A 20,459-nucleotide genomic window follows, 5' to 3' on the forward strand; every position below is an offset into this window, starting at 1 on the left:
CGAATCCTCGTCACAGAGGACCACTAAGAGTCTCGATGACACTAAGATCGACATCGGAGGTTAAGGTGCGAATGACTCAAAGCGGTGACATCCGAGTCGCCGTCTCGACGGTGATCCTGACGCTGCGGAGGACCGACGACGGACGGGCGGTGCTCTCCCTGCCCCTCGTACTGCGCACGCGCGAGCCCTTCGCCGGCCAGTGGGCACTCCCCGGAGGTTGGCTCACCTCGACGGAGTCTCCCGTCGACGCCGCGGCCCGCACCCTCGCCGAGACAACGGGACTCGCCCCCAGCTACCTCGAGCAGCTGTATGCCTTCGGAGCGGTCGACCGCTCCCCCACGCGGGTCGTCTCCATCGTGTACTGGGCCCTGTTGCGGCAGGACGACGTGACCGCGCAGAGCGCCGCACATCGCGCAGCCGGGCACTATCCCGAGAACGTCCGCTGGTTCGACGTCGAGGAGCTGCCGGACCTCGCGTTCGACCATGACCGGATCGTCGAGTACGCGCTGTGGCGACTGCGCAACAAGGTGGGGTACAGCCGAGTCGCACAGGGGTTCCTCCCCGCCGAGTTCACGCTCGCCGAGTTGCGCGAAGCCTACGAATCGATCCTCGGACGCGCCCTCGACCCCGCCAACTTCCGTCGCCAGGTGGAGGCGGCGGGCAATCTGCTCCCGACCGACCGGTTCCGCACCGGAAGCCACCGGCCCGCACGTCTGTATCGCGACAACACCGACATCGAGCTCGCCGATCGCGGCCCGCTCCGACCCGAGGAAACGAGCATCCGATGAGCATCACCTTCGTCCCCGCTCCCGCCGTACCACCGCTGGACCCCTCCGTCGACCATGCGATCCAGGCGATCGTCACCGGCGCGTCCACGGACGCCACGTGCGCGACGGATCTCGCCGCAGGACCGTGGGACTTCGACGCGCGGCCCGGATACGGACCGGGCTCATCGATGGGAGACGTGATCCCGACCGGTGCCCCGCGACAGGGCGAGCTGCCTTCCGAGTACCGCGAGGCTTCGGAAGAGGAACTCGACGGGAGGATCCGGGCGGCGAAGGCCACGCTCGGCGACCGGGTGCTGATCCTCGGGCACTTTTATCAGCGCGAAGAGGTCGTGCAGCACGCGGACTACGTCGGGGACTCGTTCCAGCTGGCGACGGCGGCGAAGGGCAGAGCCGATGCCGAGGCGATCGTGTTCTGCGGCGTGCACTTCATGGCCGAGACCGCCGATCTGCTCTCGCAACCCGATCAGGCGGTGATCCTCCCCAATCTCGCCGCGGGGTGCTCGATGGCCGACATGGCCGACATCGACCAGGTCGAGGAGTGCTGGGAGCAGCTCGAGGACGTCTTCGGAGACCTCGCGGCCGCAGACGCCGACGGCCGCGTGCCCGTGATCCCCGTGACGTACATGAACTCCTCGGCGGCGATCAAGGGCTTCGTCGGGCGACACGGCGGGATCGTGTGCACGTCGTCGAATGCGCGGACCGTGCTGGAGTGGGCATTCGAGCGGGGGCGGCGGGTCCTGTTCTTCCCCGACCAGCATCTGGGCCGCAACACCGCCAAGGCCATGGGAGTGCCGCTCGATCAGATGCCCATGTGGAACCCGCGGCGAGCGCTGGGCGGCTCGTCCGCCGAGCAGTTGCTCGACTCGCGTGTCATCCTGTGGCACGGGTTCTGCTCCGTGCACCGACGCTTCACGGTCGACCAGATCGACCAAGCGCGCACCGATCACCCCGGTGTACGCGTGATCGTGCACCCCGAATGTCCGATGGAGGTCGTCGACGCCGCCGACGAAGCAGGGTCGACCGAGTACATCCGCCGGGCGATCGACACGGCGACCGAACCGACCACCTTCGCGATCGGCACCGAGATCAACCTCGTCCGTCGACTCGCTGCGCAGTATCCGCAGCACGAGATCTTCTGCCTCGACCCCGTGGTGTGCCCGTGCTCGACGATGTACCGCATCCACCCCGGCTACCTCGCGTGGGTGCTGGAGGAGCTGGTGGCCGGTCGCACGCCGAACCGCATCACCGTGTCCGACGACGTCGCCGCCCCCGCTCGGGTGGCGCTGGAACGGATGCTCGCGGCGAAGCCCCCGGCGGCCGCGGGCACACGATGAAGGTCATCATCGTCGGGTCGGGCATCGCGGGGCTCACCGCGGCGCTGCACGCGCACGAGTCGGGTCACGACGTGACGATCGTCACCAAGGGTGACCTCGGCGACGGCTGCACCGGGTTCGCTCAGGGGGGTGTCGCCGGAGCGTACGGCCCGGGCGACTCCCCGTCGTCGCATGCCGCCGACACGCAGATCGCCGGCGCCGGGCTGTCCGATCCGGACGCGGTGAGTGTGCTGGTCGCCGACGGCGCGGAGCGGATCGCCGAGCTGATCGCACGGGGTGTCGGCTTCGACCGCGACGACGACGGTTCACTGCGACTCGGACGCGAGGCGGCGCACAGCCATGCCCGCATCGCGCATGCGGGCGGCGATGCCACCGGGGCGGCGATCTCCGCGGCCCTCGTCGAATGCGCACGTCGCGCGCGCATCCCCGTTCTCACCGGCGCTTTCCTTGTCGACCTCGTGAAGCGCGACGGTGTCGTTCGGGGTATCCGAATCCGTCGCGACGGTGTGCTCTCGACCCTCCAGGCCGACGCCGTGATCCTCGCCACCGGCGGTGCCGGCCAGCTCTACGCGCACACCACCAACCCCGGAGGAACGACGGGTGACGGCATCGCCGCCGCGCTTCGCGCAGGTGCAGCGGTCGCCGATCTGGAGTTCGTCCAGTTCCATCCCACCGTCCTCGCCTCCGGCCCGGCGTTCCTGATCTCCGAGGCGGTGCGCGGTGAGGGCGCGGTTCTGGTGGACGACCGTGGCCGCCGGTTCGTGTTCGACAGCCACCCCGACGGTGAGCTCGCGCCGCGGGACGTGGTGTCGCGAGCGATCGCACGGCGTGCCGCGGCTCAGGCTGCGCCCGTCAGGCTCGACGCCACGATGCTCGGAGCCCGCACGCTCGCGCTCCGCTTCCCGACCATCGACCGCGTCACGAGAGAGCGTGGCTTCGACTGGGCGAAGAGCCCCCTACCCGTGACCCCGGCGGCGCACTACCTGATGGGCGGCGTGGTCACCGACCTCGACGGACGCACCACGGTGCCAGGACTCTTCGCCGTAGGAGAGGTCGCCCGCACGGGCGTGCACGGGGCCAACCGGCTGGCATCGAACTCCCTGCTCGAGGGCGCGGTCTTCGGGGCTCGCGCGGCGGCAGCGCTCACGATGCCCTGGCCTCTTCCGGGACACGAGCACACCCCTTCCGAGGTGAGCCTCGACGCGAACCTCGTCGACGCCGAACCGGGGTTCACCCGCTCTGGACTACAGCGGCTGATGTGGGACGAAGTGGGCCTGCTGCGCACGGGCGAGGGCCTCACCCGGGCGCTCGGAGTGCTGCAGGGGTGGGCCGGCGTCCCCACCACGCCCACGACCGTGACGGAGCACGAGGATGCAAACCTGCTGCTCCTCGCGCAGGCGACGGCGGCGGCGGCTCTGAAGCGCACCGTTTCCGTCGGAGCACATCATCGTGTCGACACGGATGCGACAGGTGCCCCTTCTTCATCCCCCACACCCTCATCGATCCTGGAGACCGTCTGATGCTGACCCCCGCCACTCTGCACCGCGTCGTCGGCGCCGCACTGGAGGAAGACGCTCCGTGGGGCGACCTCACGAGCACCACGCTGCTGCCCGCCGAAGCCACGGCCACGGCCGATCTCGTCGCACGAGAAGCCGGGGTCTTCAGCGGAGGCGATGTCTTCGCCGCCGCCTTCCGTCTCACCGATCCGTCCGTCCAGGTGGATCTGCACGTCGGCGACGGTGACGAGTTCGTTGCAGGAGACGTCCTCGCCTCGGTATCCGGTGCGGCGCGCAGCGTACTGACCGCGGAGCGCGTCGCCTTGAACTTCACGCAGCGGATGAGCGGCATCGCCACGCTCACCGCCGCCTACGTGGCGGCCGTCGACGGCACCGAGACGCGGATCGCCGACACCCGCAAGACCACTCCCGGTCTGCGCGCCTTCGAGCGTCACGCCGTCGAGTCGGGCGGCGGCCGCAATCACCGGCACTCCCTGTCCGACGCGGTGATGGCGAAGGACAACCACCTCGCGGTGCTGAAACGCTCGGGCCTCGACCTCGCGGCCGCCCTGCGCGCGGCCCTGTCCCGGCTCCCCCATACGACCCACGTCGTCGTCGAGGTCGACCGTCTCGACCAGATCGACGCCGTCCTGGACGGTGGAGCGGACACCGTGCTGCTCGACAACTTCTCGCTGGACGACCTGGAGCGGGGCGTGGCCCTCATCGGCGGTCGAGCCATCGTCGAAGCCTCAGGCGGTGTCACCCTCGACACGGTCGGCGAGATCGCACGCACCGGCGTCGACGTGATCTCGGTCGGAGCTCTGACGCATTCCGCCCGCGCCCTCGATCTCGGCCTGGATCTGCGGATCGACTGACGGTCATGCTCTACCTCGATCACGCGGCGACCTCACCGGTGCGTCCAGAAGTGCTCGAAGCGATGCGTCCCTTCCTCACCGGGGTGTTCGGCAATCCGTCGAGTCACCATACGGCGGGCGAGGCCGCGGCGAGCGCCCTCGACGGCGCCAGGGCACGGGTGGCCCGCGTGCTGGGGATGCGGACGAACGACGTCGTGTTCACCGCAGGAGGAACAGAGGCGAACAACCTCGCGGTCAAGGGCATCGCGCTCGCCGCTCTGGAGGCGGGACGGCGCCACCTGGTCATCTCCCCCATCGAGCACGAGTCGATCCTCGAGTCCGCCGGGTATCTCCGACGCTTCCACGGCGTCGAGGTGACGATGATCCCGGTGGACTCCCGAGGGCGTATCGCCCCGGATGCGCTGACCGCGGCCATCAGGGAAGACACGTCGCTGGTGTCGTTCGGTCACGCGAACAACGAGATCGGGACGGTGCAGGACGTCACAGCCCTGGCAACCGTCACGAGCGCGGTGAAGGTCCCCCTGCACCTCGATGCCGTGCAGTCGGCCGGGTGGCTTCCCCTGCGGGATCTCGGTGCCGATGCGTTGTCGATCGCTGGTCACAAGCTGGGTGCCCCCAAGGGCATCGGTGCGCTCGCGGTCCGCGGACGCGTTCCCGTGGAGCCCCTGCTGCACGGCGGCGGTCAGGAACGCGGTCGACGATCCGGCACCGAGAACGTCGCGGGAGCGGTGGCGTTGGCGACGGCCCTGGAACTCGCCGAGCGGGAGCGAGAACTCGTGGCGGCGCGGGTCGCCGCCACGAGCCTACGCTTCGCCGCCGTGGTACTCGCCGCCGTGCCTGCAGCAGCACTCACCGGCGACCCGGTGCATCGTCTGCCCGGCACCGTGAGCTTCACGTTCGCCGGCACCAGCGGGGAGGCCGTGCTGCTCGAGCTCGAGCGCCGCGGAGTGATCTCCTCGAGCGGATCGGCGTGCGCGGCGGGTAGCGACGACCCCTCGCACGTGCTGCTCGCCTGCGGAATCGCCCCCGAGGTCGCACAGACGTCGGTGCGCTTCACGTTCGGTCGCGAGGAGCTGGCAACGGACGCTCCCGAGCGCCTGGCGGCGCTCGTCGCGGAATCCGTGCGCGCGGCCCGGGGCTGATGCCCGGCCATAGACTCGGCACGTGACTGCCTCCGCCCCGATCGTGACGCTGATCGTCCCCGGACGCGACATCGCCGCCTTCGCCCCCGCTGCGCTCGACTCGCTCCGCGCACAGACCGAACCCCGCTGGCGGGCGATCCTGATCGACGACGGTTCGACCGACGAGACGGGCGCGATCTTCGATAACGCGACCTCCGCTGACCGACGTTTCACGACGATCCGCCATGACGCCTCCCGTGGCCTCGGCGCCGCCCGCAATGCCGGTCTCGCCCTGGTGGACACCCCCTACCTCGGCTTCCTCGACGGCGACGACGAACTGCGGCCGGACGCCCTCGCCCGGATGACGCACACACTCGAACGGACCGGAAGCGATTTCGTCGCCGGAGCCTACGTGCGCGCACGTCCTCAGGGAGATGCGTACCTCGCCGGTCGCGTGCAGCCCTGGGTATCCGCGGCCACCTCCCCGGAGAGGCTGGGCACCACGCTCACCGCACATCCCCGGGCGGTGTCGAACATCGTCGCCTGGTCGAAGCTGAGTCGCACTCCTTTCTGGCAGGATCTCCGCTTCCCGGAAGGCGTCGCCTACGAGGACCAGATCGTCGCCCAGCAGATGTACACCCGCGCACGGGCGTTCGACGTCATCCCGGATGTGGTCGTGCACTGGCGTCTCCGCGCCGACGGCACCTCGATCACCCAGGGCAAAGGTCGGCTCCCCGTACTGCGCGACTACCTGGCAGCTCTGCGCGGCGGGGTCCGCGTGCTGCACGACGCCGGCGCACGTGCCTCGGTCGTAGCGCGGATCGAGCTGATCCTCGCCATGGACATCCCCTCACTCCTCGACATCGCGGAGCAGCACACCGACCCGGCATACGCCGCCGAGGTCGATGCCTTCATCGCCGAGCTCCGGGCACTCCCCGAGTTCGCCGATGCCACTCCAGACCCCTCCCTCGCCGCGGCTCTCGCCTGGTGAGCGCGGACCACCGATCGGCGGACACATGAACGACTACCTCTCCTCGCTGTTCTCCCTCGAGGGACGCACCGCTGTCGTGACGGGCGGCAGCTCCGGCATCGGGCGAGGGATCGCCACCGCGCTCGCTCGTGCCGGCGCGGCCACGGTCGTGGTCGCCCGCGGTGAGGAACGCATCAGCGAGACCGTCGATGAGCTGCGTGCGCTCGGCTGCCGGGCGACCGGTGTCGTCGGCGATCTCAGCACGAGGCAGGGAATCCACGCCGTCGCCGCAGCGGCTGTCGAGCCCTTCGGGGAACCGGACATCCTCGTCAACTCGGCAGGCATCAACATCCGGCCGCCCTTCCCCGACATCACCGAAGAAGACTGGGACGCCACGATGACGGTCAACGCGCTCGCACCGTTCCTGCTCGGCCAGCAGTTCGCGAAGGGCATGGCCGCACGCGGATACGGCCGCCTCATCCACATCAGCTCCCAGCAGGCGCACCGGGCCTTCGTGGGCAGCGGTGTGTACGGTGCGTCGAAGGGTGCCGTGGAGTCGCTCATGCGCTCGGAGGCCGAGGCCTGGGGCGGGACGGGCGTCACGAGCAACACGCTGGTGCCGGGGTTCGTGCTCACGCCGTTGAACGCCCGCCTGCAACAGGACCCGGAGAAGGTCGCCGAGCTCGCGGCCCGCACGATGATCGGACGCAACGGTCTGCCGAGCGACTTCGCGGGTGCGGCGGTGTTCCTGGCCGGGGCAGGATCGGGCTACGTCACCGGTCACTCGCTGTTCGTCGACGGCGGACTGTCGGTGCACTGACCTGAGACTGCACTGGCCTGAGACTGCTCAGGGCCCCGGCGGGTAGACCCGCTCGTCGAGTCTCGGCTCGGCCAGCAGAGGCACAGCGGCGGTGATGGTCGCGACGGCGTCTTCGCCGGCGGAATCGGCAGGCGCTCTGTCGGCGCGGCGCTCAGCGAGAGGAGCCGCAGCGCCGCCTGTCACCGCCTCGTCGACCGCTGCCTCGGTGTCGAGCACCCGCGATGCCGCCACCTGCTCAGCCGCGAGCTCGGCATAGAGTCCACCGAGCGCCAGCAGCTCGGAGTGAGTGCCGGACTCGATGATGCGCCCCGCTTCGAGCACGTGGATCACGTCCGCTCCCATCACGGTCGAGAGCCGGTGGGCGATGGAGAGCGTCGTGCGCCCCTTCGCGGCCTCGTCGAGCGCTTCCTGCACCACGCGCTCCGACACCGTGTCGAGCGCCGATGTCGCCTCGTCGAGGAGTAGCACCGGCGGGTCCTTCAACAGCACGCGGGCGATCGCGATGCGCTGCTTCTCCCCGCCGGAGAGCCGATACCCGCGCTCGCCCACCACGGTGTCGTACCCCTGCTCGAAGCCGGCGATGATGTGGTGGATGTTGGCGGCCGTGCACGCCGCGATCAGCTCTTCCTCGGTGGCATCGGGCTTCGCATAGCGGAGGTTGTCACGGATGGTCGCGTGGAACAGGTAGGTCTCCTGGGACACGATGCCCACGTTGTCGATGATCGACTCCTGCGTGAGGGTGCGCACGTCGGCGCCCGCGAACATCACGGCCCCTCCCTTCGCCTCGTACAACCGCGGCGCCAGGTACAGGATCGTGGTCTTGCCCGCGCCCGACGGGCCGACGAACGCGACGTGCTGACCCGGTTCCGCCGTGAACGACACACCGTCGAGAGTCGGCCTGGCGTCAGCCGAGGCATCGGGGTAGCGGAACACGACCTCGTCGAACTCGATGCGCCCGCGGGGTCCAGGAGCCTGATCGACGGTGATCGCGTCGGGGGCGTCCTGGATCTCCGGCACGAGGTCGAGGTACTCGAAGATGCGCGCGAACAGCGCGGACGAGGTCTGCAGATCGAGCGAGACCCTCATGAGGCCCATCAACGGCATGAGCAGCCGCGCCTGCACGGTGGTGAAGGCGACGACGGTTCCCGCGGTGATGGCTCCGGTCCCGCCGGCGATCAGATAGCCGGAGACGAGATAGATCACGGCGGGCACACTCGCCATGATCACCTGCACGACGGCGAAGAACCCCTGGCCGCTCATCGCACGCCGCACCTGGAGCACGACCTGGTTGCGGTTCTCCGCCTGGTACCGCTCCGACTCGGTGCGCTGCCGGTTGAACGCCTTCGACAGCAGCATGCCCGACACGCTCAGGGTCTCCTGGGTGATCGAGGTGAGCTCGGACAGCGACTCCTGCGTCTCCCCCGCGATCCTGGCGCGCACCTGCCCCACCTTGCGCTGCACGACGATCAGGAACGGCATCATGACAACGGCGATGAGCGTCAGCCGCCAGTCGATCAGGATCATCGCGACGAGCGAGGCGATCACGGTCACGACGTTGCCGAGGATGCTGGTGACGGTGTTCGTCAGCACGCCGGACACGCCGCCCACGTCGTTCTGCAGCCTCGACTGGATGACGCCCGTCTTGGTGCGCGTGAAGAATCCGAGCTCCATCGCCTGCAGATGCTCGAAGAGCTTCACGCGCAGATCCCCGGTGACGCTGTTGCCGACGGTCGAGGTGAGCCAGGTCTGCGCCACCCCCAGCCCCGCGGAGACCAGGAACAGCGCGACCATAGCGGTGACGAGCCAGGCCAGCAGTTCGAGGTGCGGGCTTCCGCCGTCCACCGGGAACAGCGCGTCGTCGAAGATGCGCTGCACGATCAGCGGCGGGATGACCGCGATCGCGGCGCCCAGCACGACCAAGATGCCCGTGAAGAGGATGCGCCAGCGATAGGGGCGGAACAGGGAGACCACCCGCGCCCCGAGACCGTTGATCCGCGGCGCCTCGGCGTTCAACTTCCGCTGCGCGTCTTCATCGACTCCGCGGAAACCACCTCCCCGCGGGCCACCGCCCATGCCGCCGCCCATGCTCATTGCGCCAGCGTACCCACGCGCGCGGACATCGGGCCGCGTGTATCCGCCTTCAGCGGATATCTGTGAATACGGAATGAAATGTCCGCGGCTGCCGTTACGCTGAATGACTCTTGCGAACTCTCGCGATATCCATTTCTTCTTCGCCCTGGAGGCCGCCCATGTCTGCCGTCGATACCGGCTCCATCTCGACGACTCCCGCCGCGGCAGGGGGCGAGATCCCCCGCAAGGACATGCGGGTGATCTGGCTGCTGCTCGTCGCCGCCTTCGTCGCCATCCTCAACGAGACCACGATGGGGATCGCGATCCCCCATCTGAACACCGACCTCGGCATCCCGCCCGAGCTCGGCCAGTGGCTCACGAGCGCCTTCATGCTCACCATGGCCGTGGTCATCCCCACGACCGGGTTCATCCTGCAGCGGTTCACGACGCGCCAGGTCTTCATCGCCGCGATGATCGCGTTCTCCCTCGGCACGCTCGTCGCTCTCGTCGCCCCCGGCTTCGCCGTGCTGCTCGTCGGCCGTGTCATCCAGGCCGCAGGTACCGGCATCATGATGCCGCTGCTGATGACCACGATCATGAACGTCGTGCCGCCGCAGTCCCGCGGTCGCATGATGGGTCGCGTCGGTCTCGTCATCTCGCTCGCTCCCGCGATCGGCCCGACCCTCGCCGGAGCCGTGCTCGAGCTCGCCAGCTGGCGCGCGCTCTTCGGCATCATCCTCCCCATCTCGCTCATCGCCCTCTTCATGGGTGTGAAGTGGATGACGAACCTGGGTGAGACGCGGTCCGTGCCGCTCGACGTGCTCTCGATCCCGCTCGCGGCTCTCGGGTTCGGCGGGATCGTGTTCGGTCTCAGCCAGTTCGGCGGCGAGGGCGGATCCGGCGAGACCGCAGGGATCATCTCCCTCGTGGTCGGTGCCGTCTCACTGGGGCTCTTCGTGTGGCGTCAGCTCGTGCTGCAGCGCATCGACGACGCACTGCTCGACCTGCGCGTGTTCCGCTCGAGCAACTTCACGCTGTCCGTGATCATCATGTCCATCCTGGCGCTGTCGATGTTCGGCACGCTGACCCTGCTCCCGCAGTACCTGCAGAACGTGGCGGGGCTCAACCCGCTCCAGTCCGGCCTGATCCTGCTCCCCGGTTCGCTGCTGATGGGCCTGCTCGGACCGATCATGGGTCGTGTCTACGATGCGCGCGGCACCCGCCCGCTGCTCATCCCCGGCACGATCATGGTGTCGGCGTCGCTGTTCTTCTACTCGACCGTCGGTGAGCACACCGTGTGGTGGGTGCTCATCATCGTGCAGGCTGTCATGTCCGTCGGTCTCGCGATGTCGTTCACACCGCTGTTCTCGGCATCGCTGGGTTCGCTCCCGCGGTCGCTGTACTCGCACGGTTCGGCCGTGCTGAACACACTGCAGCAGGTCGGTGGCGCGGCAGGTGTCGCACTGCTCCTCGTGACCTACTCGTCGATCCTGCACGCGGGCGAGCAGGAGGGCCTGACGACTGCGGTCGCCGGCGCTCCCGGCGCACGCATGGCATTCCTGATCGCGGCGATCATCTCGCTGGCGACTGTGGCGCTCAGCCCGTTCGTCCGCAAGCCTGCAGACGATGCGGGCGAAGGGTTCCACGGCGGGCACTGACCGCGCCGGGATGGCCTGAGATGGCGTCTGCTGCTTACTCGCTCTTCGGGGCGGGGAAGTGGCAGACGCCATTGGTGCAATAGCCGGCCGCTTCCCCCTCGAGCAGGTTCAGCGAATCCAGGAGCGGCTGCAGCCCGACGGGCGCGTCCTGCTGCACGGAGTCCTGCTGCGTTTTCTTCATCCCTCGATCGTACGCCTGCCTGGAGGGAGTGGCACCGAAGGCGCCCGTAGCACGTCGACAGCAGATCGACAGCCGTTCTCCCCTACGGTTGAGCCATGCTCAAACGACTCCTCGCCCGCGTGTTCTGGGCGTTCAGCAGATGGAAGCTCGTGAGCGAGTCGGCGCCGACGCGTCCGACGGTGCTCGTGGGAGCACCCCACACCTCGAACTGGGACTTCGTGCTGATGCTCGCCATCGCGTGGAAGCTCGACATCAGCGTGCACTGGCTCGGGAAGAAGAGCCTCTTCCGCGGTTGGCGGGGTCCGATCATGCGGCGTCTCGGCGGTATCCCCGTCGACCGCACCGACCCGGCGCGCGTGGTGAAGGATGTCGTGGGCCAGGTGCACGACGGCACCGTCTTCGGACTGGTGGTCACCCCCGACGGAACACGCGGGGGCAACGAGTACTGGAAGTCGGGTTTCTACCGGATCGCACGAGAGACGGGCATGCCGGTCACTCTCGGTTTCGTGGATCGCACGACCATGACCACCGGCCTCGGACCGACGATCGATCTCACCGGAGACGTCGCAGCCGACATGGACCGGATCCGCGCGTTCTACGCCGACAAGGCGGGCGTGCGGCCCGACCGACGTACCGAGCCGCGGCTGCGCGAAGAACTCCCCACGACCACCGAACCCGAGTCTCCTCAGGACGCGCCGGCGCCGTGACCTCAGTCCTCGGCCTCGCTGTGCTTTCGCGCGTAGGCGAGGTCTGAGTCGCTGAGGGACTCCACCATCCCGACCACGGCGCCGGTGATCACCCGGATCTCCTCGCGCACGGCATCGTCCAGATGAGAGGTGTCGCTGTTCAGCACGGCGCGGCGCCCGTCCTGCGAGAGCTCAGGCCACCAGTCGCGGATCGGTGGGAGCGTCATCTTGCACTCCTTCGTTCGGGGGACGCAAGCGGCTGGACAGCGCCAGGTCGGGAAATCCACACTGAGACCATGACATCAGACCCATCGCGTGGAGAACACGAGCGCGACGACCGTGTCGACGGACGCGACGAGACCGCCAACGAGCGGGCGGATCGCAACTGGGACGAGTTGCTGCAGGAGTTGCGGGTCATGCAGACCGGCACCCAGATCCTCACCGGCTTTCTTTTGGCTGTCGCCTTCCAGCCGCGGTTCACCGACATGGACGAGCTCCAGCGTGACCTGTATGTCGTCCTCGTCGCTCTCGCAGCTGTGGCGACCATCTTGGCCCTCGCGCCGGTCGGAATGCACAGGGCGCTGTTCGGACGTCGTCGCAAGCCCGATCTCGTCCGCATCGCCGCCCGGATCGTGCGTATCGATCTGGTCGTGATCGGTGCGTTGACCGTCGGGGTGACCACGCTGATCGTCGACTTCACGGTGAATCGGACGGCGGGTGTCATCGCTCTCTTCGCGGCGCTCGTCCTGATCGGAGCCCTATGGCTCGCTCTGCCCCGAGTCATGCGCGGAAGGCCTCTCACCCGCGGAGCAGGACCCGAATGAAGAGGGCGTGGTCCGCGGGTGAGAGGACGCTCAGCGTCCCGCGGGGCTGCGGTTCTCCGCGCTGACCATCCAGGCGAACTGTTCGAGCCGCTCGATGATCGCGTGCAGCAGGTCCGCCGAGGTCGGATCCTCCTCGTCGACGGCATCGTGCACGTCGCGAGCGGTGGCCACGGCCGCCTCCAGGCGCTCGGTGACCAGGTCGATCGTCTCGGTGGTGGACACCTCTCCCGCCGGGAACTCGGGAAGCGAAGAGGTCTTCGCGATGGTGGCACTGCGCCCGTCCGGCACAGCGTGCAGGGCACGCATGCGCTCGGCGATCGTGTCGCTGAAGGTGCGAGCGTCGTCGATGATCTCGTCGAGCTGCCGGTGCGTATCGCGGAAGTTGCGTCCCACGACGTTCCAGTGGGCCTGCTTGCCCTGGATCGCGAGATCGAGCAGGTCGACCAGCACCGCCTGCAGGTTCTTCGCGAGCGTGGTCGAGGCGGTGAAGCCTTTCTCCGCGTTCTGCTGCCTGGTCGTCTTGACCGCGCCCTTCGTCGAGCCGCCGGTCTTCTTGGTGGTTGTGGTTTCAGCCATGGTGTGACCTCCTGATCGCGACGCTAGCCTTGGCGATCCTCCACGGCGAGGGGGTTGACACCGCGGGCGCCCACCCCGGAATGTGACTCGGGTGAGTGACGCAGACATCGTGAACGAAGAGCACCGCCCCGACCAGCACGCCGCACCGGGTGAGGTGGTCATATCTCCCATCAGCGACCGCGACGCCGGCGAGGTGCTGACCGTGCAGAGGGCGGCCTTCGTGTCGGAAGCGGCGATCTACGGGAGCGTCGACATGCCACCGCTGACGCAGACGCTCACCGAGCTGGAAGCGGAACTCCGCTCCGAGTCCGGGTTGACAGCGCGCGTCGACGGGCGGCTCGTCGGCGCGATCCGGTACGTGGAGCAGGACGGGCTGTTGCTGATCGGCAGGATCGCGATCGCACCGGACATGCAGGGCGAGGGAATCGGCCGCCTCCTGCTCGAGAGCGCCGAGAAGGCGTCGAACGCGGATGTGGCCGAGCTGTTCACGGGCAGTCTGAGCGAAGCGAACATCCGCCTCTACGAGTCGTGCGGGTATGAGGAGCACGAGCGTGTACCTGACGGCGACGGCACCGCGCAGGTGTTTCTGCGCAAGAACCTGCGAGCAGGGTAAGAGCCTCCTCCGAATTCCCGCAAGGGGGTTGAGACACTCGCCGAGGTTCGGCATCGTAGCCCGGACATGTCGCGACCGTGACATGCCCCAACCGGAAGGAGAGTCTCGTGCTCACCCTCACCGACAACGCCTCCGCCATCGTGACGACTCTGGTGAGCCGTCAGACCGACGCCCCGGATGCCGGGCTCCGCATCCACTCGACAGAGCCTCAGAACGCCGAGGGCGGGGCGCGCCTCGCCGTGCTCGTCGCCGCCGACCCGGAGCCGCAGGACCGGGTCGTGGAAGTGGCCGGCACCCGGCTCTTCCTCGATGAGTCGGCAGTCGCCGCTCTCGACGACAAGATCCTCGATGCCGGCGTGGACGACGAAGGCTCCGTGTCCTTCGCCGTCACCCCACAGGTCGCCTGACCGAAGGATTCCGGATGCCGCGGCCGAATCGGTCGCGGCATCCGTCTGTCCGGAATATCACGATTCGACCCCGTCGGCCTGCCCGCTGCTGCGTCGTCGCCCCCTATCGATACCGTGAGACCATGCGACGTTCACTTCTGCCTGCGCTGGCTCTCGCCGGCGCGGCTCTCCTTCTCGCCGGCTGCACCTCAGCTCGCCCCGCAGCCGAGCCCACCACCGTGCCCAGTTCTGCACCCTCGTCGCCGACCCCGACTCCGACTCCGACTCCGCCCCCCACGGTCGAGCCACGGATCGTCGTGTCCCTCGACGGCATCGCCGTCACCGGCGAGACCGGCACCCGCGACGCCGCGTTCGACGGTCCCGACGCGGTGCTCGACCTGTTGGAAGAGACGACGGGAGAGCTCCCGGAGCCGGAGAAGGTGGAGACCCTCCCCGGGTACGACTTCTCGTTCGTGAACTACACATGGGACGGGTTGCGGGTGCTCACCGACACCGAGCACGAACGCGCCGCATCCGCGGCGATCACCGGAGCATCGGTCGGCGGTGTTCCGATCACCACCGAAGAGGGTCTCTCCGTGGGATCCACGCGTGCCGAGCTGCTCGATGCGGGCGCCTGGGCGCTCGACGACGCCGAGGATCCCGCCACCGCCGAGTTCCTCGGCCTGGGAGGACGCGAAGCGCCAGGGACCGAGTCGCTCAGCCACCCTGGCTCCACCGGCATCATCTACACGCTCTTCTGGTTCGACGGCGACACGGTGAAGCAGATCCAGGTCCCCGCGAACGACTACAGCGACCTCTGAACGACACCACGTACCCTGGAAGCAGTCCGCAAGCCCGTGCGGATCATCGAAAGGCTCCCGTGAAGATCTCCCTGCTCCGCCGCTTCGTCGTCCTGGCGGATGAACTCCATTTTCCGCGCGCGGCGGACAAACTCGGGATTCCGCTGGCTTCGCTCTACACCTCGATCGACAAGCTCGAAGCCGAGGTGGGCCACCCCATCGTGCACCGCGAAGGTCCGACGCGGCTCACTTCCGTGGGCGAGCTGCTGCTCGTGGAGGCGCGTGCCGAGGTCGCGGCTGCGCCGGAGCCGGTTCGCAGCGCCCCTGCCCCCGCCGGAGGCAAAGCCAAGGCGTCGAAGGGCAAGGGGCGTGCGCCCGCGGTGAAGGGCCAGCCGAAGCCCTACAAGAAGCGACAGGGCCGGTAGACGAACGGGTCGCTCAGTCCCAGTCGAGGTACTCCTCGATCACGACGGCCGTCTCGATGGGGAAGGTCATCGGGAACATGTGGTCGCCACCTTCGATGGTCTTCACGCTCGCGCGCTCGGGCGCCGTGGACTGCAGCTGCTCGCCGTTCGCCGGAGGCGTCTCGATGTCCTTGCTGCCCTGGATGATGAGAACGGGCATCACCGGCGCGAGCGGCGTCGCGTCGTCTTCGACGGCCAACAGGGCCAGGCCGTTCACGCGGTCGGCGTGGGCGACGGCGAAAGCACGCGCCACCGTACCGCCGAAGCCGTGTCCGCCGATCCAGGTGTCTCCGAGGCCCACGTGGTCGATCACGGCGAGCGCGTCGTCAACCCGCGCAGCCAGCGTCGCCTCGTCGTGCTTACCCTCGGCACGGTGGCCGATCCGCAGCACATGGAAGCCCGCTTCCTCCGCAAGGTAGTGCGCCACGACGCCGAGCACATCCGCCGCCACGTCGCGCTCCTGGATCAGGACCAGCTTGACGGGTCCGTCTCCCTCGTCGACGAAGGGGATGGCGCGGCCGTCGGGCTCGAAGATCTGGGTCTCGGTCATCGGCGTCAATCTCCTCGTGCCGTCAGGGTCAGGAACTCAGGCGGAACGCCCACGGCGGACACCAGCGACCGGACCGCGACCGGAGCCGCCGTGCTCCAGCGTATCCCGACCCGGCCGTCGACGGGCTAACTGGGATTGGGAGCTTCCTCGATGGGACGAGGTCCTGAGTCCGGGTTGTACCGATTCCTGGACAAGACGACTTCCATACCGAGAGCAGGCGTAAACCTCTCGAGCACGGCAGAGTCTGAGCCGTCAGCAAAAACGCCGATGTTATCCAGCGCTCTGAATGCCGTGGCGGCCGTAAGCGGCCTATCTATGGCGGCCACGGCGGCTTTTAATGCGATCTTGAGGAGTCGAGCAAGCCTCTGGTTCTCTACGGCTGGTGCGAGCAACCAAGCCATTTCCAGGTCGTTGCCATGCTCGCGGCCAAGGCGCTGAATCAAGAACTCGGCAACCGCCTCAGTCTCAGCCTCAACTGCAGCACGCGCTCTAAGGTACGCAGACACATCGCGCACAAGCGTCGGATGCCAGTCGATAACGGCATGGGTGTCATGCAAATCAATCCGCCCGACATCAGTGCTCATGAAGAGAAAACACTCTTTCAGATCGCCGGCAGAGAGAGCCTCGGGGGCGTCCGGGTAGCCCCCTCCAGCGAGTCGTCGTGCTTCGGCCGAGTAAACGCGTTCATACGCTCTAATCCATGGCGGAAGCGTGCGGTCGCTAATCTCGGCAAGCACTTCTTCCCAAGAGACCGACTGATGGTAAAGGACATCCCATTGCAACTGCTCCGGGAGTTCCATAGCGTCGACGATGCCTTCGTATCGAGGGTCGGGATGCTCGTCAAACCACCTAGCGACCTCCTTGTGAACCTTCTCGCGTAAACGACGTGACTCTTCCGAGTCGAGAGCCCCGCGATAGGTCGAAGTTCGCAGAATCCGGGTCTTCTCGTTGGCAAGGCTGAGCCCGCGCTCGCGGAGAAGGCCTTCGAGATCGCGGAGGCGAGCCCGAGCCTGCTCGATCGAACTCGCACCGATGAGGATGTCGTCGGCGTACCTCGCGATGGGCCAATTTCGACGGACCAATTCCTGGTCGATGTCCACGAGGTACGCACTAGCCAGAACATCGCTTCCCAACGGCCCCTGAGGCAGACCGACCTCAGACCGCATGACAGAATTGAGAAAGGCTTCTAGCGCGATGGGAAAGGCACCACGCAGACCAAGGTGATTGCCGATCACCACGCTCAAATAGGCATGGTCGACAGACTCATAGAAGTTTGAGATATCAGTCCGGATCACGAATTCTGAATCCCAGGCTTGCGGTGCATTCACGAAATCAGAATGAGTGCCCGATGTGTCTCTTCCCCGCGGCCAGACTACGTGAGGGGGTAAAACCGTCGACGAAGCAATTGCAACAGCCTCCGCGAGCCCCTCGTAGACGAGGCGATCCCCCGGCGAAAGCAAGGCCGCGGGCCGTGTCGTCAGCCCTGCTTTCGGCGCCCGAAAGAAGTCAGCGGTAGTTGGCTTGTATTCGCGTTTAACCAGCAACTCCCACTGCCGATTAACAAGCCCCTGGTGCACGACACCTGCTCGCATGACGGGTCTCGAGGGGAGGAGGTCGCTCGCGGACAGCGCATGGACCGCCCCGGCCTGTAGTTGAGAAAATTTGACGGCAAGCGGAACCCAGGCGACCGCCGTTTGAACGGCATCCCATGACAAACCTAGATGAGACGCGCCCTCTACCAACTCAAGCGCTAAGATCGCATTCTCTTCCGTCTGTTCATCTTCATTCTGCGCATCGTTCCGGGCACGGATGCGCTCAAGCTGGACTACCAAATCCAGCTTAGAGAGCCCGCGTCGCTGAAGGGTTCTCAGCTGGAGCGACATCTGCGCGGGTTCCGCCGATGCATCGGTGAGCACCAATCTGCGCAGCTCGGTGAGAGCGCTGGCAACCATCAGATCACTCATGCGTCAGTTCCCAATCAGCAGCAGTGCCATGCACTCGTGACGTAAAGTCGCCGAGCGTCGTGCGCTGCACCGGCAGAATCGTCTCGTGGGCCGCAGTGTCTGATCGGCTTCTCAAACGATGAGGCAGCAACTCATCCCGTTCGATTGACCACATTGGGTGCTTGCTTGTGCCGCCGAGCGATTCGGGACGACGGTGCGGCAGGAGGAGCATTGGGTCGTCCGCAGCCGCACTCATCCCACCCCCGTCGGGAGCGACTTCCTCATCATCTTCACGGGCAAGGACATCCACGCCTGGCCGGATGTGAAGCCCGCCCGGTCCAACCGCGGGTCGATCGCCATCTCGTTTCATGCTCCTAAAAAGTGCCATCCGGATGACAGTACCGAAACTTGTCCCGTTCGAGGCTAAATCCCTGCGGGGGGGTTCTGAGGCAGCGCATCGGCACCCGGGCGCGCGTGCCGATGTTAGAAACGTAGCGGAGCACGGCTGCCGCCGCTGCCCGTGTCCGGATCACGAAGCAGTGACTTCGAACAGTTCCCGCAGCCGCGCCACGTCATCCTCGGTCAGACGCTCATGGGGGACGGTCTCGATGACGAAGGTCGTCACGCCTCGACCACCTGCCCCGCCTCCACTCTCCAGTGGCGGTCGGTCTTCACGGTCGCGAGCATCCGCCGGTCGTGGGTCACGAGCAGCAGGGTTCCTTCATACGACTCGAGGGCCTGTTCGAGCTGATCGATCGCGGGCAGGTCGAGGTGGTTCGTCGGCTCATCCAGGACGAGGAGGTTGATGCCACGGGCCTGGAGCAGCGCGAGTCCTGCGCGGGTGCGCTCTCCGGGCGAGAGTTCGTCGACCGCACGGGTGACGTGGTCGGCCTTGAGCCCGAACTTCGCAAGGAGGGTGCGGATCTCGCCCGAAGCCATCTCGGGGACCAGAGCCTCGAACGCCGTCGCGAGCGGTTGCGAGCCGGTCAGTTGCGCACGGGCTTGGTCGATCTCACCGATCTGCACGCTCGCGCCGAGGCTCGCCGTCCCCTCGTCGGGAAGCTGACGTCCGAGCAGCCCGCGAAGGAGCGTCGACTTGCCCGCACCGTTGGGGCCGGTGATGCCGATCCGCTCCCCCGCGTTGACCTGCAGCGACACCGGGCCGAGTTGGAACGTCCCCTGTCGGAACACTGCGGAACTCAGCGTCGAGACGACGGAGCTGGAGCGCGGCGCCGAGCCGATCGTGAACTCGAGCTGCCACTCCTTGCGCGGCTCGTCGACTTCTTCGAGCCTAGCGATCCTGCTCTCCATCTGGCGCACCTTCTGCGCCTGCTTCTCGCTCGACTCGGCCGAGGCTTTGCGCTTGATCTTGTCGTTGTCTGGCGCCTTCTTCATCGCATTGCGCACACCTTGGCTCGACCACTCGCGCTGAGTTCGCGCACGGGAGACGAGGTCGGCCTTCTTGTCGGCGAACTCGTCGTACTTCTCGCGCGCGTGTCGACGGAGCGTGGCCCGCTCCTCCAGGTACGAGTCGTACCCGCCCCCGAACACCCTGTTGCTGCCCTGCGCCAGGTCGAGTTCCAGCACGCGGGTCACACACCGCGCCAGGAACTCGCGGTCATGGCTGACCACCACGGCACCGCCACGGAGCCCCTGCACGAACGCTTCGAGTCGCTCGATGCCGTCGAGGTCGAGGTCGTTCGTCGGCTCGTCCAACAGCGCGATGTCGAAGCGCGAGAGCAGCAGGGCGGCGAGTCCGACCCGCGCAGCCTGCCCACCCGACAGCGACGTCATCATCGTGTCGGCGCGATCATCGCCGAGGTCGAGTCCGAGCTCGGCAAGCACCGCCGGAAGCCGCTCGTCGAGGTCGGCGGCACCGCTCGCCAGCCAGCGATCCAGCGCGACCGAGTAGGTGTCAGCGGGGTCCGTGCCCGGAGGCGCGAGGTTCGGGTCGCCGAGAGCAGCGGCAGCGGCATCCATGTCCCTGGTCGCCGCTGCGCATCCCGTACGGCGACCGATGTACTCGGCGACACTCTCGCCGGGGACGCGCTCGTGCTCCTGCGGAAGCCAGCCGACGAAGGCATCTGAAGGTGAGAGACGGATCGTCCCGGCCTGCGGTTCATCGACGCCGGCCAGCAGCTTCAGGAGGGTCGATTTCCCTGCCCCGTTGACCCCGACGAGGCCGACCACGTCGCCTGCCGCGACGGTCAGATCGAGCGAGTCGAAGAGGGTGCGGTGGCCGTAGCCGCCGGCCAGCCCTTGTGCCACGAGAGTTGCGGTCATCCGTCAATCCTGTCACCCGTG

21 protein-coding genes are annotated in these 20,459 nt (G+C 67.5%); 14 read left to right on the forward strand and 7 right to left on the reverse strand.

The features are described from left to right. The first annotated feature begins 71 nt into the window (after positions 1–71). From FFS56_RS02555 to FFS56_RS02585, 7 genes are read left to right on the forward strand one after another with little or no spacing between them, the layout of a single operon-like run. The gene (locus FFS56_RS02555) at positions 72–788 is read left to right on the forward strand and encodes an NUDIX domain-containing protein (RefSeq protein ID WP_061017241.1); all 717 of its coding nucleotides are present in this window, start codon (positions 72–74) and stop codon (positions 786–788) included. Next, positions 785–2,122 (forward strand): quinolinate synthase NadA, encoded by a 1,338-nt coding sequence (nadA, locus tag FFS56_RS02560; RefSeq protein ID WP_127012396.1) that lies wholly within the window; start codon positions 785–787, stop codon positions 2,120–2,122. Before FFS56_RS02555 ends, nadA begins: the two co-directional genes overlap by 4 nt. Continuing rightward, complete coding sequence (nadB, locus tag FFS56_RS02565) at positions 2,119–3,642, forward strand: L-aspartate oxidase (RefSeq protein WP_046749842.1); 1,524 nt, start codon at positions 2,119–2,121, stop codon at positions 3,640–3,642. The genes nadA and nadB overlap by 4 nt, the downstream gene beginning before the upstream one ends. Then, complete coding sequence (gene nadC / locus FFS56_RS02570) at positions 3,642–4,493, forward strand: carboxylating nicotinate-nucleotide diphosphorylase (RefSeq protein ID WP_127012397.1); 852 nt, start codon at positions 3,642–3,644, stop codon at positions 4,491–4,493. The genes nadB and nadC overlap by 1 nt, the downstream gene beginning before the upstream one ends. 5 nt (positions 4,494–4,498) lie before the next feature. Further along, a complete protein-coding gene (locus tag FFS56_RS02575; protein ID WP_046749592.1) occupies positions 4,499–5,635 on the forward strand; it encodes a cysteine desulfurase family protein in 1,137 nt (378 codons plus the stop codon). A gap of 22 nt (positions 5,636–5,657) precedes the next feature. After that, positions 5,658–6,605, forward strand: a complete 948-nt coding sequence (locus tag FFS56_RS02580) for a glycosyltransferase family 2 protein (RefSeq protein WP_127012398.1) — start codon at positions 5,658–5,660, stop codon at positions 6,603–6,605. Positions 6,606–6,630: 25 nt separating this feature from the next. Next, entirely contained in the window at positions 6,631–7,404 is a 774-nt protein-coding gene (locus FFS56_RS02585; protein WP_127012399.1) for an SDR family oxidoreductase, read from the forward strand. A 27-nt stretch (positions 7,405–7,431) separates the two neighbouring features. Here FFS56_RS02585 and FFS56_RS02590 read toward each other — a convergent pair whose 3' ends face one another. Further along, positions 7,432–9,489 (reverse strand): ABC transporter ATP-binding protein, encoded by a 2,058-nt coding sequence (locus FFS56_RS02590; protein WP_046749595.1) that lies wholly within the window; start codon positions 9,487–9,489, stop codon positions 7,432–7,434. Between the two features lie 164 nt (positions 9,490–9,653). On the opposite strand from FFS56_RS02590, the gene FFS56_RS02595 reads away from it, so the two are divergent. Continuing rightward, positions 9,654–11,132: an MDR family MFS transporter gene (locus tag FFS56_RS02595; protein ID WP_046749596.1), complete on the forward strand. Its 1,479-nt coding sequence runs from the start codon at positions 9,654–9,656 to the stop codon at positions 11,130–11,132. 34 nt (positions 11,133–11,166) lie between these two features. Here the strand turns inward: FFS56_RS02595 and FFS56_RS20405 are convergent, their stop codons facing one another. After that, positions 11,167–11,313, reverse strand: a complete 147-nt coding sequence (locus FFS56_RS20405) for a hypothetical protein (protein ID WP_164734100.1) — start codon at positions 11,311–11,313, stop codon at positions 11,167–11,169. 95 nt (positions 11,314–11,408) lie between these two features. On the opposite strand from FFS56_RS20405, the gene FFS56_RS02600 reads away from it, so the two are divergent. Then, positions 11,409–12,020 (forward strand): 1-acyl-sn-glycerol-3-phosphate acyltransferase, encoded by a 612-nt coding sequence (locus tag FFS56_RS02600; protein ID WP_058631898.1) that lies wholly within the window; start codon positions 11,409–11,411, stop codon positions 12,018–12,020. 2 nt (positions 12,021–12,022) lie between these two features. Here the strand turns inward: FFS56_RS02600 and FFS56_RS02605 are convergent, their stop codons facing one another. Beyond that, positions 12,023–12,226 (reverse strand): hypothetical protein, encoded by a 204-nt coding sequence (locus FFS56_RS02605; RefSeq protein ID WP_046749598.1) that lies wholly within the window; start codon positions 12,224–12,226, stop codon positions 12,023–12,025. 69 nt (positions 12,227–12,295) lie between these two features. Here FFS56_RS02605 and FFS56_RS02610 point away from each other — a divergent pair, with 69 nt between their 5' ends. After that, a complete protein-coding gene (locus tag FFS56_RS02610; RefSeq protein ID WP_046749599.1) occupies positions 12,296–12,823 on the forward strand; it encodes a DUF6328 family protein in 528 nt (175 codons plus the stop codon). A gap of 30 nt (positions 12,824–12,853) precedes the next feature. Here the strand turns inward: FFS56_RS02610 and FFS56_RS02615 are convergent, their stop codons facing one another. After that, positions 12,854–13,399 carry a DNA starvation/stationary phase protection protein gene (locus FFS56_RS02615; RefSeq protein ID WP_046749600.1) on the reverse strand — a complete coding sequence of 182 codons (546 nt, stop codon included), beginning with the start codon at positions 13,397–13,399 and terminating at the stop codon, positions 12,854–12,856. Between the two features lie 154 nt (positions 13,400–13,553). Here FFS56_RS02615 and FFS56_RS02620 point away from each other — a divergent pair, with 154 nt between their 5' ends. The 4 genes from FFS56_RS02620 (at position 13,554) to FFS56_RS02635 (ending at position 15,623) form a co-directional block, all read left to right on the forward strand. Then, positions 13,554–14,012, forward strand: coding sequence for a GNAT family N-acetyltransferase (locus tag FFS56_RS02620; protein WP_046749843.1), 459 nt, complete (start codon positions 13,554–13,556; stop codon positions 14,010–14,012). 107 nt (positions 14,013–14,119) lie between these two features. Next, positions 14,120–14,419 carry a Fe-S cluster assembly protein HesB gene (locus FFS56_RS02625; RefSeq protein WP_046749601.1) on the forward strand — a complete coding sequence of 100 codons (300 nt, stop codon included), beginning with the start codon at positions 14,120–14,122 and terminating at the stop codon, positions 14,417–14,419. Between the two features lie 122 nt (positions 14,420–14,541). Further along, on the forward strand, positions 14,542–15,219 hold the full coding sequence (locus tag FFS56_RS02630; RefSeq protein WP_046749602.1) for a hypothetical protein: 678 nt from the start codon (positions 14,542–14,544) through the stop codon (positions 15,217–15,219). Between the two features lie 59 nt (positions 15,220–15,278). Beyond that, complete coding sequence (locus tag FFS56_RS02635) at positions 15,279–15,623, forward strand: LysR family transcriptional regulator (RefSeq protein ID WP_046749603.1); 345 nt, start codon at positions 15,279–15,281, stop codon at positions 15,621–15,623. Positions 15,624–15,636: 13 nt separating this feature from the next. Here the strand turns inward: FFS56_RS02635 and FFS56_RS02640 are convergent, their stop codons facing one another. The 3 genes from FFS56_RS02640 to FFS56_RS02650 all read right to left on the reverse strand — a co-directional run bounded on the left by FFS56_RS02640 (position 15,637) and on the right by FFS56_RS02650 (position 20,438). Next, positions 15,637–16,212: an alpha/beta hydrolase gene (locus FFS56_RS02640; protein WP_046749604.1), complete on the reverse strand. Its 576-nt coding sequence runs from the start codon at positions 16,210–16,212 to the stop codon at positions 15,637–15,639. Between the two features lie 125 nt (positions 16,213–16,337). After that, entirely contained in the window at positions 16,338–18,176 is a 1,839-nt protein-coding gene (locus FFS56_RS02645) for an RNA-directed DNA polymerase (protein WP_127012400.1), read from the reverse strand. Between the two features lie 600 nt (positions 18,177–18,776). Then, on the reverse strand, positions 18,777–20,438 hold the full coding sequence (locus tag FFS56_RS02650) for an ABC-F family ATP-binding cassette domain-containing protein (protein WP_127012401.1): 1,662 nt from the start codon (positions 20,436–20,438) through the stop codon (positions 18,777–18,779). Between the last annotated feature and the right edge of the window lie 21 nt (positions 20,439–20,459).

Source organism: Microbacterium sp. Beta (assembly GCF_005502545.1).
Lineage (GTDB): Bacteria > Actinomycetota > Actinomycetes > Actinomycetales > Microbacteriaceae > Microbacterium > Microbacterium oxydans.